Origin of the sequence: uncultured Lacinutrix sp. (genome assembly GCF_947500325.1) — a bacterium.
In the GTDB taxonomy this organism is placed as follows: domain Bacteria; phylum Bacteroidota; class Bacteroidia; order Flavobacteriales; family Flavobacteriaceae; genus Lacinutrix.
This window is the reverse complement of sequence record NZ_CANMRQ010000009.1, coordinates 71,177-84,624: the sequence shown is the minus strand read 5'-3', so window position 1 is coordinate 84,624 and position 13,448 is coordinate 71,177. Positions and strand designations below refer to the sequence as shown.

Below are 13,448 nucleotides of genomic sequence, written 5' to 3'. Positions count from 1 at the left end.
TCTAATTATGAATACGCTAAATGAAACTTATCTAAATCAAATCATCTAAAGCCATTTCTAAATTATTATACTGAAAGTAAAAACCTGTATTTTCTATTTTCTTAGCACTTACGCGTTGGCTTTCGAATAAGATAATATGCATCTCTCCTAACACTATTTTCATCGCAAACTTTGGAATATTTGGTAGAATTAAAGGACTATTTAGATGTTTCGCTATAGCCCTTGTAATCGTTTTATTGGTTTCAGAATTAGGAGCTACGGCATTGTAAATGCCTTCTAATTTATTATTAATGATATGCATAAAAATAGAAGTCAAATCATGTAAATGAATCCATGACATCCATTGTTCTCCAGATCCCATTATTGCACCTACTCCATATTTAATTGGTTTTAACAACTCAACAAATGCGCCTCCTTTTTTAGAAAACACAACTCCAATACGTACTTTAGAAACTTTAATATTTAAAGCTTTAAAAGCATCTATTGCTTCTTCCCAAGCATTTACCACTTTACCCAAGAACGAGGCATTTACTTGCAGCTCTTCTTCGGTATAGTAATTAGTTTTAGAATCTGGGTAAATACCAATCGCACTTGCAGATACTATTTGCGTAATGTTATTGGGATTGCTTTCTAAAGTTTTATAAAGTAAAGCTGTTGTTTTTAATCGGCTATCTAAGATAGCTTGTTTTTGTGCTCTTGTCCAACGTTTAGAAATACTTGCTCCAACTAAATGTATAATAATATCAACATTTTCAATACAATTTACATCTATAGCATCTGCATCAGGATTCCAATAAAAACCTTTATAATCTGGAGTATTTACTATTTTAGATTTACGCGTTGTTAAATAATTAATTGCAATGTTATTTTCCTGACATTGCTTAACAATATCGTTTCCAATTAATCCTGTTGCTCCTGTAATTAAAACACGCATTAGCTTTTTTTATAAAAATACAATTTCATTATTACTATAATCTTGAGTTTAAGCTCGATTTAACAGTATTAACTTTTTTTAACTCTATCCTTTAATGGCTCTAAGCATATGTCGTTTTCCAGGTGGACCTTCAACTTTACTAACTGTAAATCCAACGGCCATCATAGCACGTCTTGCATCACCTTGCGCACAATAAGTAACAAGAACTCCTTTAGACTTCAACGCATCATACATAATTTTAAATATAGACTCTATCCATAATTCTGGTTGGACTCTGGGGCCAAAAGCATCAAAATAGATAACATCAAAAGTATTTATAGTCTGTATTTTAGAAAATTGTTTTTCTTCTTTTTTAAGCTGAAATCTTTTAGAGACATTAGTTTTTTCTTCCCATAGAGTATTATGAATTGCTTTAAACAAATCTCTATTTTTTAATACTTCAGAATAATTAAGTGCTTCGATTTCCGCTTTAGTTACAGGAAAACCTTCTACTCCAACGTAATTACAATTAACATTTAATTTTTCAGCTTCTATAGCAGTTAAAAAAGCATTTAAGCCTGTGCCAAATCCTATTTCTAGAATTGAAACTTCTGAAGCTTTAGAATACATTTCAGAAGCTAAAAAAAAAGCTAAACCGTGTTTAATATACACATGTTTAGCTTCTTGTATTGCACCATGTATAGAATGATATTGCTCATTCCATTCTGGTATATGAATGGTTTTAGAACCATCATTAGTTATAATAATCTCACGCTTCAAACTACTCTATCAAAAGTACGCCGTCTGCTTCAAAAGAATAAGTACGTTTTGGTTCTGTAATTGCTGCTATAGCTTCTTTAGTTTCTCCACCATCTTCAGCATAGTGCCTTTGCTCATCTACAGAGACTTCTTTTACATAAGCTTTTCCATTTATTATGACTTCTTTACCCTTAATATCTTTTGGCATAAAGAATCCGTAATCTTTAAACTTAACCATTACTTGTTCGCCATTGTCTAAATTAAGTTTCATCCAACAACCTTTTGCTTGACATACCTCATCAACTTTAGCAATCATCTTACTATTTATACTATCGCCTAAATTCATGGTTTTGTATTGCGTAGCCATTGATTTTGCTGCAATAGCATCATCTGCAATAATCTCTTTTCCAAAAGATTTATAGGCAATTTCAACTTTAGGCTCTTCGATTACTGTCTTTTTTTCTTTTTTACAAGAAACTGCAGCAAAAAATAACATAATTACTATTAAAGCATTTTTCATTTTGTTGTTTTTTATTATTTTAATAATTACTTCGTCAAAGATACTATTTTAAGCTTAATTTGTAATTTCTTAATTCTTTATTCTCTATTTTTGCAGTATAAAATTAACCATAAGTAATGGCAAGTATTACCAAAAATGTAATTGATATAACTAAAGTAAAAACGTCTAAAATTGAGAGTATTGATTTTAACAATTTAGCTTTTGGACAAGTGTTTTCTGATCACATGTTAACATGTGACTATAAAGACGGCAAATGGCATATGCCAAAAATTGAGCCTTTTGCTCCTATTAGTTTAATCCCTTCTGCAAAGATTTTTCATTACGGGCAGTCTATTTTTGAAGGAATGAAAGCTTACAAAGACTGTGATGACAATGTGTTTTTATTTCGCCCTATGGAGAATATTAAACGCATGAATATTTCTGCAAAGCGTTTATCTATACCTGAACTTCCTGAAGATTATTTTCAAGATGGTTTAAATGCTCTTTTAAATCTTGAAAAAGACTGGATTCCTACAAGCGAAGGCAGTTCTCTATATATTAGACCATTTATTTTTGCTTCTGGAGAAGGTTTTCGTGCCACGCCAGCAGACGAATACAAGTTTATAATTGCCTGTGCGCCTTCTGGATCTTATTTTGCTGGAGAAGTAAAAGTATTAATTGAAGAAAAATATTCGCGCTCTGCAAATGGTGGTGTTGGCTATGCTAAAGCTGGTGGTAATTACGCAGGACAATTTTATCCTACGCAGTTAGCTAAAGACAAAGGTTACCAGCAAGTTATTTGGACAGACGATACATCTCATGAATATATTGAGGAAGCTGGTGCTATGAATATTTTTGCTCGTATAAACGACACTTTAATTACTGCTCCTGTAAGCGATCGTATTTTAGACGGTATTACAAGAAAAAGTATTATAGATATAGCTAAAGCTGAAGGTATAAATACTGAAGTAAGAAAGGTAAAAGTGAGTGAGCTTATTGAAGCTTCAAAAAACGGAAGTTTAAAAGAATTATTTGGAGCAGGAACTGCAGCAGTAATTTCACCAATTGCTGGTTTTGGTTTTAGAGGTGAGGATTTTGATTTACCCGAAATAGAAAATCCTTTTGCTACTCGATTAAAAAAACGTATTGTAGATATACAAACAAATAAAGCAGACGATCCATTTGGATGGAGAGTTAAAGTATAGAAAATATAAAAGCAGCCAGTAAGGCTGCTTTTTTTTTATTAATAGTATTAACAAAGTAATCTATTTATTTAATATCTCTGCAATATTTGGTTTAAAATAATTAGGTCCTTTTAAAACTTTGCCATCTTCCCTATAAATAGGCTCTCCATTCTCACCTAATTTACTCATATTACTACGTTGTATCTCATTAAAAACTTCTTCAATTTTATGTTGCATACCATGTTCTATAATTGTACCGCATAATATATATAGCATATCTCCTAGTGCATCTGCAACTTCAACTAAATCATTATTATTTGCTGCTTCAAAATACTCTTCATTTTCCTCTTTCATTAAATTAAAACGTAGTGTGTTTTTGTCTATGCCTAAATCTGCTTTTGGAGCTTCTAAATGTCCTATTTTAAATGCTGTGTGAAATGCTTTTACAGCTTCAATTTTGTTTTTCATTAGTTAGTTTTATTTATTTTACATTACTTTTTTCATGAGCCATGAAGGCACTACTTTTAATACCCAAGCAATTACATTCCAGCGTCTAGAAATATACACTCGTCTTTTCTTTCTTTTAATCGCTCTGTAAATTTGCTTGGTTGCTTTTTCTAATGGAGCCATCCAGAATATGCCGTCTCCAAGTGCCATTTTAGTATCTATAAAGCCAGGACGAATGTCTGTAATATATATTTTTCCTCCTTTAATTTCTTTGGTTTTCAAATATAAGGATTCCAGATAGTTTACTTGAAAGGCTTTTGATGCGAAATATGCTGGAGCACCACGATTACCACGAAGCGAAGCTATAGAAGAAATAGCAGCTAGATGTCCAAATTTTTGTTTTATAAATTGATTAAATACTAAATCGTAAATTTTAGTTGCACCAATTACATTAGTTTTCAAGGTATCGTACTCTTTTTCCCATTCCAAGTTAGGGTTTTCATAGCCAACACCAGAACTATGCACTACTAAATCGATTGTTTTAAATTGCTTTAAAATAGTTTTAAATACAACATCTGACGCTTCAATATCTTGCACATCATGTTGGTATATAAATATCTTATCTGGATGTTTGGTTTTAATCTCTTGTAATAACTGTAATCGTCTTCCCGTAATTGCTAATGTATAACCATCTTTTATAAGATGATGTATTAGTGTTTTTCCAATCCCAGAAGTGGCACCAAAAATTATGGCATTTGGCATATTAGTCGTATTTTTGAAATGTTAATTCTTCAACAGTTTTTAAAATTTAAAAATAAGTATATGTTTAGTACAGGACAATTAATTTTTGCTATTTGTTTTGCTATGGTGTTTATCTCATCATTAATCTATACTTATAGAAAAGATATTAATATTCACAAACAACATTACAGAGGTACGCTATGGGTATTATTAGCCTTTATAGGCTTTATAGGATTAATTGCTGCCATAAAGTTTATTTTTAAGTAAGTAAACAGCTTCAAATAAGAGTTTTTTCTTAACTTCATATAAAAATTACAACATTTTATCAAGAATACCTTGTATTGGGTATTTTTCTACTTTGCTATTTTGTTGAATTTTACGCTAATAATTCTTAATTAAACTCTATTATGAGAAAAACAGTACCTCCTTTGGCTATGTTTATTGTAGCTGTAGTTGCTTTTGGAATATCTGCAATTTACTTAAACTCATTAACAACTAATGAAACATTCGATCCTGACAATCAAAAATTTATTCTTTGGTTTTTTAGAGTTATAACCGCGTTAGCTGCTAGTGCTGTTAGTATATCTATACCGGGTATGCTAAAAATTGAATACAATAAAGAAGGTCAACCTCTAGAAAATTCTATCAAAACTTTTAATGCTGATGGTAAACCTATAGACAAACCTGTAAGTGCGCCAATGTCTTTAGCAGAAAAAGAATCTACTATTACTGCTGGTGGTGCTTTAGCTGTTTTTGTTTTAGTGTATTTATTTAACCCTATAAATGGATTGTGATGACAGAGCAAGAAGCTAATGAATATTTAAAAACCCATCATGATGAAATTTTTATAGAGCAAATTCACGGGAAAGCAGTTTATGCTGCTGTTATACTTCATCCCAATAATCCATTTAAATATGCTATTGAAGTAGGCCTTTTAAGAAAAACAGACCACACCAGATTAATTGAAGGCTTTTTAAAATCTAGAAAAATTAAATACTTAAAAAAAATTCTAAAAAACAATTTATTAATTGAAAAGCTAAAAAACATAGATATCAATGCTATTGAAAATAGTAGTTTATATAGTAAGAAACAAAATAATTTTGGTTTATCAAATTCGGAATTAGAAGAATTGAAGCTTAATAATTATTCTATAAATGAGTTTAAAAAAGATACATTATTAAATTTAGGTTATTCGCTAGAAGATTCAAAAATAATAAAAGAAAAAGAGTTGAATCTTAAAATATCTGGGGAAATAAAACTACTATGCTGTGGAAATACTAATAATGCTTCATATAGTAGTCAAAAATTCTTAGAAGGAGGAATCAGTATTTCTAGCAAAAAACTTTCAGGATTATCTGGAACTTTAGGAGCTGTTTTTAAAATGCGTAATGATAAAAACAAATATATTATTACAAATAAACATGTTCTCAGAGGAGGTATATGTAAAAATAATAAAAAAAATATAGTAACACATCCCTCTAGAGAAGACAATTCTATAATTAGAGATATAGGAACAATACATTGGGAACTGGAAAATGAAGAAGTAGACGCAGCTATTGTCAAGCTATATGAAAAACAAGAAATAGGAAATCATACAAGGTGTAATAATATTTCTTTTCAACTTCCTATTCCTGCTGCAATTGGGATGTTTGTAAAAAAATGTGGAAAGAGTACAGGATATACAGAAGGAATAGTTAGATCTATTAATTCAACTTTATATATCCATGAAGAAGACAAATATTTCAAAAACCAAATACTAACTTCTTGTATGGCTAGTCCAGGAGACTCTGGCTCTCTATTAGTTAGTAAATCTAATCACGCTTTAGGTTTAATTTTTGCAAAAAATGATAACAATACTGCTACCTTCTCCAATCATTTTCAAAAAATATTCAATCAAAAGGTAGACGAAACTGAATGTTTACCTAAAATCACTTTTAAAGAATTTATCACTTTTAAAAACATCTAATTATGAAAACATCTAGCGAAGAACCTGTAGAAATAGGTAATCCAAAAAAGGAATATTTTTTATTCCATAACAAAGCTAATAACACCTACATTAAAGGAAAATTCACTAAATGGCAAGGAAGAATAGCGACAGAATTAACTATAACTAATAATAATATAAATGGCTATCAAATAGGTAGCATTGAAGCCATAACTGGAAAAAACTGTGACGATTCAAATAATTGTCACGAACTACAAATTAAAGGATTTGACAACTCTACAACAACAAATATTCCCTTTCCAATAAAAAATGGTTGTGATTTTAAAAAAGTTCAAGTTTCTAGAATTATTTTTTTCCCTGACGAACTTTTTAAAGGAGAACATCTTAAGGAAGTATGCTCTGATTGTTATGACACCGCAACAATTCCAGACGTAAAAAAAGGAAACATTTTAGTAGGAGGTTAATATAAATTTAGTGAATAAACTCAAGCAATATAATTTATTAATACAAGTAAGCATATTTATGCTTACTTGTTCCTGTTTTTCTCAAAACATAAATTTAGATAAAGTTTATAGTGAATTAAATAATTACAAAGCTAATAAAGCCATAAGCCTTTTAGAAAAAATAGACACACTTAAAGCTACAACTTATGATAAAGCTTTAGTCTATTATTTTTTAGGAGAAGCACATTTGATGAATGATAATCATGGAATTGCCTACAAACAAACGCTCAAAGCAAAAGTACTTTTTATTAAAACAGATAGTATTAAAAATGTAGCCAATTGTAATATTAATATTCTAAAGATCTTAAGTCATCAAAATGATATTAAAATTGAAACTGAGTCCATTTTAGATGAGTTAAAACAATATGCTTCTTTAAAAAATGATTATAAAGCTTTAAGATCAATTTATTATAGAATTGCATCTAATTATATGGATGAAGAAAAAGGCAACTTAGCGAATGAGTATTTTGACAGGTACATTAAACTTTCTCAAAAGAACAAAGACACTTTGTACATCGCTTATGGACTTATGAATAAAGGAAGTGTATTTAATGATTATATAAAAAACCCTGATTCTGCGCTTTATTATTTTAAAAAATCTTTACCTGTCTTTTTTAAATATAATGACACGCAAACCATTGCATATAACTATAATAATCAAGGTAAAGCTCATTATAATTTAAAAGATTATAATAATGCCTTGAAGTATTATCTAAAAGCAGATTCTATTCAAATAAAAAAAAACATTCCTAAATCTGAATTAGTTTTTTCTAAAAACTTATATGAAGCATACAAAGGAAAAAAAGATTATAGAAACTTTAGCAAATATTTAGAACGCTATATTCAACTTAAAGACAGTATTAATGATATCAATCAAAATATAGCTATTTCAGAAATAAAAGAACAATATGATAATGCAACATTACGTGCTGAAAAAGCAGAAGATGAAAAACAAATTTTAATTGAACAAAGAAAAAAAGAAAAGAATAAAAATGTAGCTTTATTATTAGGTACTTTATTACTTTTTGGGACCATACTATTTTTTCTACTTCAAAAAAACACTAAACGAAAACAAAAACTAGCTGAGCAAGAAAAAGAATTAGAAACTCAAAAGTTAGCAACTATTCTTAAGGAACAGGAACTAAGTGCCATTGATGCCATGATTGAAGGTCAAGAAAAAGAACGACAACGTATTGCTAATGACTTACATGATGATTTAGGCGGGCTTATGGCTACTGTTAAACTCCATTTTAATACGCTAAAAGAAAAACAAACACCTGAACTATATGCAAAAACCAACCAATTAATAGACGAAGCTTATAATAAAATAAGAACTGTTGCCCATGCAAAAAACTCTGGTGTAATAGCCAAACAAGGCCTTTTAAAAGCTATAAACGAAATGGCTAATAAAATTTCAATAGCAAATAAAATCACCATTGATGTTATAGATCATGGTTTAGAAAAGCGATTAGAAAACAGCCTAGAGCTTACTATTTTTAGAATTATACAAGAACTCATTGCGAATATTGTTAAACATGCTAAAGCTTCTGAAGCTACTATTAATATAACCAATCATGAAGACAGTTTAAATATTATGATAGAAGATAATGGTAAAGGTTTTGATACTAGTAAGATTCTAAAAAATAACGGCATGGGATTGCATAGTATAGAGAAAAGAATAGAGCATTTAGAAGGCGACATTAAAATAGAATCTCAAATTAACCAAGGTACTACCATAATAATAGATATCCCATTATGATACGATTAGCTATTGCAGAAGATCATCAATCGTTAATTGACGGTATTAAACTCCTTCTTGAATATGAAGATAATTTATCTATAGTTGGTACTGCAAATAATGGCGAAGAGTTATTAGATATTGTTAGACTTAAACGTCCAAATATTGTAATTACTGATATTAGAATGCCAAAAATGGATGGTATTACAGCTACAAAACAGATAAAAAAAGAATTCCCTGAAATAAAAGTATTAGCGTTTACTATGTTTGACCAGTTAGATGCTATTGAACAAATGGTTGCCGCAGGTGCTTCTGGGTATTTATTAAAAAACTCATCTCTAAATGAAGTTAAAGATGCCATTGAAGCCATAAAAAGAGGAGAAACCTATTACGACGCTAATATTGATACAAATTCATTACAGTCTAATGCTAAATCTTCTAAAAAAGGAGTCTTAACGAAACGCCAAATCCAAATTCTAGAATTGATTGCCCAAGGTAAAACTTCTCGTGAAATTGGTGAGTTACTTTTTATAGGAATACATACCGTGGATACGCATAGAAAAAACATGGTTCGTATACTTGGTCTTAAAGGCAAAGGTGAATTAATGCGTTATGCTTTAGAAAAAAAATATAAGTTTTAGATATACCTTTTATTGGGTATGTTATTACATACACTAGATTTCTATGTTTGAATCACTAATAATCAAAACTAGAAATCATGAAAAAATATTATTTATTTTTAGTATTATTTACTGTTCATACAACTTTTTTTGCTCAAGAATTAAAAGGAAGCTACAGATTTAATACTCTTTACGAAGATGAAAGTAATCTCCAATTTAAAGAAGGATACGCTATAAGAGTAATTGATACAACAAATACTGGAAAGGTTATTTTTAGAGTATACCCATTTGGAAACAACGATTTAAATAAAAAATTTGTAGAAAAAGACAGTACTTTACTAACCCATTCAATTGAAAAATCAAAATTTAATAAATATACAACTCAAGTTTATTCTAATTTTAAAGGAGTAAGAGCTGGATTTTATACTATCCCATTCAAAATTAGAATTGATGATTTTGATTTTGAACAAAACATAAATTTTGGGATGAACATTGGTTTTCAATTTAGATTCAATAGAGAAATCAAAGAAAAATGGCTATATGAACCAGCAATTGGAATAGGGCTCTCAACCATTAATTTAAACAATAAAAATAGTGATGTTGAAAAAGATAGAACCGCTAGTGCCTTTTCTATATCAAGTGGTGTAATACTGCATTTTGACAAAAACATAAATCTTGGACTTTTTTATGGTTTAGATTTATTAGGAAACAATGATAAAGAAACCAATTGGAAATATAATAAAAAACCGTGGTTAGGTATAGGCATTAATATTGGATTTTCTATTTCAGAAAGCAAAGGGACAGAATTAAAAAACTAATTACAAGTTAAATGTCGTTGATGAATTATTTATATAACAAAAAGCCTTAATCTTATGGATTAAGGCTTTTTAAATACAAGATATATTCTATACTAGTTCACTTCAGGCAAGAAACTATAGTTCTTACTATACTCTAACATTTGCCCATCAAACGTATCTGGTTGCGTGACGTTAATTTTAGTAATTTCTCCAGCATCATTAGTTTCTGGCACTAAAACTGGGTTTACAAAACCACTGTAAGGTGGCGATGGAAACTGTTCATTACGTTTTAATACCTCTTCATGTATAGCCTGATCTACTTTTACACCATAACCTTCTACCAAGGCTTCTACTGCTTTGTAATCACCTTCAGATTTTATACGTTGTGTTTCTCGTAATAATTGTCCGAATAACTCATGTAACTTATCATAATCGTTAATATTAAAATACGTTTTCCCGTCTTTAGTTACTTTTTCAATAACATTATCTGCTAAGCCTTTTTCGAATACCCAAGCAGAAACCCATTGTCTGTTAACCATATGAGCTTCTTCTACATCATCTCCTAATTTTAATCTAATAAGCTGTGTTATTAAACCGTTTCTAATGTAACCATCGTAAGCAGCCATTCCAACCGCTTTCCAATCTTTTACTAGACCTAACTCTTGTAATTTAGAATCGTATAAATAATACAGTCCAACTAAATCTGCACGACCTTCTTCTAAAGTTGATGCGTACTTTTTAAGCGTTTCTTTAGTTTCTCCAACACCAGGATTTAATTGTCCAGAAGCATGCCCAATAACTTCATGTAATGCTGTATGTAATTTATCTGCCAACTGTCCATGTTTTTCTTCTAATTTTAATTCCTCTTCATCATGCACAAACTCTTTTAAGCGTCCACTACTTCCTGCATTGTTATAAGCATGAATAATATTTCCTAAAGACACTGATTTACTTCCAACAGCTGCACGAATCCAATTTGCATTAGGTAAATTTACACCTATTGGTGTACTTGGTGAAGCATCACCGGCTTCTCCTGCAACATTAACAACTTTATAGGTTACACCTACAACATTTTTCTTTTTATGCGCATCCATTAAAGGTGAATTATCTTCAAACCATTGCGCATTTGCAGAAAGAACAGACATTTTTTCAGACATGTCAAAATCCTTTATTTGTACAATCGTTTCATAAGATCCTCTATAACCTGCTGGATCATTATATACTTCAATAAAACTATTAATATAGTCTATGTTTCCATCTGTTGCTGCAGTCCAAGCAACATTATAATCATCCCAAGTTTGTAAGTCTCCTGTCTTATAATAATTAATTAATAAACCTAGTGCATTAACTTGTTCTTGATTTTCACCAACTCCTTTTGCTAACTCCAGCCATTTTACAATCTCATCAATAGCAGCACCATATAATCCTCCAGATTTATAAACACGCTCTTTAAGAACACCATTTTCTTTTATTAATTGAGAGTTTAAACCAAATGACAATGGCTTATCTGCATTAGGTGATATCTTAGTTTTATAAAAATTTTCAACATCTTTAGTAGTTACATCCGGCCCATAAAAATTAACTGCAGATAATAATACGTTATCGACATCTTTTGTTAGATTAACTTTTTTTGGATCTTTATCATTAAAGATCACATCAAAAGCCTCGCCTTCTAATGTAACATTAGTAGCTGTCAATAATTCTTTTAAATAATCTGAAGAAAACTCTGGTTTTATTTTATCATTAGAATAATGATGGTGAATACCATTAGAGAACCAAACACGCTTTAAATAAATAGTAAAGGCATTCCAATTATCAGACTTTTTATCACCTTTATAATTCTTATAAATAGCTTCTAAGGCTTTTCTAATTTTTAGGTTATGCCTGTAATTTTGATCCCACATAATATCTCGTCCGGCTAAACCTGCCTGTGTAAGATAATATACTAGTTTCTGCTCTTTCAAGCTTAAATTTTCCCAACCAGGTATTTTATAACGTAATACTTTAATATCTGCAAATTCTTCTACATTAAAATTAAAGTCCTTAACTACTGTTGGTTCTTTTTTACTTTCAACTTCAGCTTTATTAGTATCATTTCCACAAGAAAATAAAAAGGCTGTTACTAAAGCAATTCCAATTATGGGTCTAAATTTCATTATTATACATTTTAATTAGTTTCTAACAAAAGTAAGGTTATTTATAAAAACATTAAAAAATTGTATTTTTGGTAATACCTAATCAAAAACACCACTTATGAAAGCATTAAAATATATTTTCTTCTTGTTACTTATTGCTATTATAGCGTTAGCTATATATATAGCAGTGCAACCTAATGAGTTTAAAGTTACAAGAACCAAAACAATACAAGCACCCGCAGCCGTAGTATACAATAATGTTGTAGATTTTAAAAACTGGTCTACTTGGTCTTCTTGGGTTGAAAAAGATCCGAATATGACCATAACTCTTCCTGAAAAAACTGAAGGTATTGGTGGCTCTTATTCTTGGGAAGACAAAGATGGCATTGGTACTATGAAAACTATAAAAACTACTCCTAATAAGTCTATAACTCAAGAAATGCAATTTGCTGAATTCCCAAAGTCTGATGTATCATGGACCTTTAAACCTAATACTGATGGTTCTACAGAAGTCACTTGGGATATAGCAGGTAAAGATTTACCATTTGCTTTTAAAGCTTTTTCGGCTTTAATGGGTGGCATGGAAAAACAAATTGGACCAGAATATGAACGCAGTCTTGAAAAACTAGATAGCATAGTACAAGTTAATATGAAAAAATATAGTATTGTAGTAGATAAAGAAACAACACAACATAGTGGAGGTTTTTATATTTACAATACTACAGCAACAAACTTTCAAGATTTTCAAAATAAAATGGGGCAAATGTATCAAGAAGTAATTGGTTATGCTCAAAAAAACAACATTACTAAAGCTGGAGCTCCTTATGTTTTATATCATAAATGGGATGAAACAAATAACTCAGTTATGTTTTCTTGTTGTGTTCCTACGACTGCAAAAGTTATAACTACAGACAGTAATATACTTACTGGTCAACTTGAACCGTTTAAAGCAGTTAAAACAACTCTAAATGGAAGTTATGATAATCTAAAAGAAGCATGGGAAACTGCTACTAAAAAAATAAAGGATAGTGGACTAGAACAAATTGAAACTGGTCCAAATTTGGAATCTTATCTTAATTCTCCAATGAATACTCCTAATCCTGCAGATTTAAAAACTGAAATTTATATAGCTGTAAAATAAGTTATATACAGTTACTTAATAAAAAA

Annotated in this window: 15 protein-coding genes; 9 read left to right on the top strand and 6 right to left on the bottom strand. The window is 29.9% G+C overall.

Going from position 1 to position 13,448, the window contains the following annotated elements; genetic code table 11:
- Positions 1–31 precede the first annotated feature (31 nt).
- The 3 genes from Q0997_RS12395 to Q0997_RS12385 all read right to left on the bottom strand — a co-directional run bounded on the left by Q0997_RS12395 (position 32) and on the right by Q0997_RS12385 (position 2,192).
- Positions 32–934 carry a TIGR01777 family oxidoreductase gene (locus Q0997_RS12395; RefSeq protein ID WP_299889316.1) on the bottom strand — a complete coding sequence of 301 codons (903 nt, stop codon included), beginning with the start codon at positions 932–934 and terminating at the stop codon, positions 32–34.
- Between the two features lie 84 nt (positions 935–1,018).
- On the bottom strand, positions 1,019–1,693 hold the full coding sequence (mnmD, locus tag Q0997_RS12390) for a tRNA (5-methylaminomethyl-2-thiouridine)(34)-methyltransferase MnmD (protein WP_299889314.1): 675 nt from the start codon (positions 1,691–1,693) through the stop codon (positions 1,019–1,021).
- 1 nt (position 1,694) lies between these two features.
- Complete coding sequence (locus tag Q0997_RS12385) at positions 1,695–2,192, bottom strand: DUF4920 domain-containing protein (RefSeq protein WP_299889313.1); 498 nt, start codon at positions 2,190–2,192, stop codon at positions 1,695–1,697.
- A 116-nt stretch (positions 2,193–2,308) separates the two neighbouring features.
- Here Q0997_RS12385 and Q0997_RS12380 point away from each other — a divergent pair, with 116 nt between their 5' ends.
- Positions 2,309–3,376: a branched-chain amino acid aminotransferase gene (locus tag Q0997_RS12380; RefSeq protein WP_299889311.1), complete on the top strand. Its 1,068-nt coding sequence runs from the start codon at positions 2,309–2,311 to the stop codon at positions 3,374–3,376.
- Between the two features lie 60 nt (positions 3,377–3,436).
- On the opposite strand, the gene Q0997_RS12375 is transcribed toward Q0997_RS12380, so the two are convergent.
- Together Q0997_RS12375 and Q0997_RS12370 are read right to left on the bottom strand one after the other, a co-directional pair.
- Positions 3,437–3,823, bottom strand: a complete 387-nt coding sequence (locus tag Q0997_RS12375; protein ID WP_299889309.1) for a nucleoside triphosphate pyrophosphohydrolase family protein — start codon at positions 3,821–3,823, stop codon at positions 3,437–3,439.
- Between the two features lie 18 nt (positions 3,824–3,841).
- Positions 3,842–4,564, bottom strand: coding sequence for an SDR family NAD(P)-dependent oxidoreductase (locus tag Q0997_RS12370; RefSeq protein ID WP_299889307.1), 723 nt, complete (start codon positions 4,562–4,564; stop codon positions 3,842–3,844).
- A gap of 60 nt (positions 4,565–4,624) precedes the next feature.
- Here Q0997_RS12370 and Q0997_RS12365 point away from each other — a divergent pair, with 60 nt between their 5' ends.
- The 7 genes from Q0997_RS12365 to Q0997_RS12335 all read left to right on the top strand — a co-directional run bounded on the left by Q0997_RS12365 (position 4,625) and on the right by Q0997_RS12335 (position 10,167).
- A complete protein-coding gene (locus tag Q0997_RS12365) occupies positions 4,625–4,810 on the top strand; it encodes a hypothetical protein (RefSeq protein WP_299889305.1) in 186 nt (61 codons plus the stop codon).
- Between the two features lie 140 nt (positions 4,811–4,950).
- Positions 4,951–5,337, top strand: a complete 387-nt coding sequence (locus tag Q0997_RS12360; protein WP_299889303.1) for a hypothetical protein — start codon at positions 4,951–4,953, stop codon at positions 5,335–5,337.
- On the top strand, positions 5,337–6,509 hold the full coding sequence (locus Q0997_RS12355; protein WP_299889301.1) for a trypsin-like serine protease: 1,173 nt from the start codon (positions 5,337–5,339) through the stop codon (positions 6,507–6,509). The genes Q0997_RS12360 and Q0997_RS12355 overlap by 1 nt, the downstream gene beginning before the upstream one ends.
- Positions 6,510–6,511: 2 nt before the next feature.
- Complete coding sequence (locus Q0997_RS12350) at positions 6,512–6,952, top strand: hypothetical protein (protein WP_299889299.1); 441 nt, start codon at positions 6,512–6,514, stop codon at positions 6,950–6,952.
- A 10-nt stretch (positions 6,953–6,962) separates the two neighbouring features.
- Entirely contained in the window at positions 6,963–8,750 is a 1,788-nt protein-coding gene (locus Q0997_RS12345) for a sensor histidine kinase (protein WP_299889297.1), read from the top strand.
- Positions 8,747–9,370, top strand: a complete 624-nt coding sequence (locus tag Q0997_RS12340) for a response regulator transcription factor (protein ID WP_299889295.1) — start codon at positions 8,747–8,749, stop codon at positions 9,368–9,370. Before Q0997_RS12345 ends, Q0997_RS12340 begins: the two co-directional genes overlap by 4 nt.
- A gap of 77 nt (positions 9,371–9,447) precedes the next feature.
- Positions 9,448–10,167, top strand: coding sequence for a hypothetical protein (locus Q0997_RS12335; RefSeq protein WP_299889293.1), 720 nt, complete (start codon positions 9,448–9,450; stop codon positions 10,165–10,167).
- Between the two features lie 92 nt (positions 10,168–10,259).
- On the opposite strand, the gene Q0997_RS12330 is transcribed toward Q0997_RS12335, so the two are convergent.
- Positions 10,260–12,302: a dihydrofolate reductase gene (locus tag Q0997_RS12330; protein WP_299889292.1), complete on the bottom strand. Its 2,043-nt coding sequence runs from the start codon at positions 12,300–12,302 to the stop codon at positions 10,260–10,262.
- A 97-nt stretch (positions 12,303–12,399) separates the two neighbouring features.
- Here Q0997_RS12330 and Q0997_RS12325 point away from each other — a divergent pair, with 97 nt between their 5' ends.
- Positions 12,400–13,422 (top strand): SRPBCC family protein, encoded by a 1,023-nt coding sequence (locus Q0997_RS12325; RefSeq protein WP_299889290.1) that lies wholly within the window; start codon positions 12,400–12,402, stop codon positions 13,420–13,422.
- Positions 13,423–13,448: the final 26 nt, after the last annotated feature.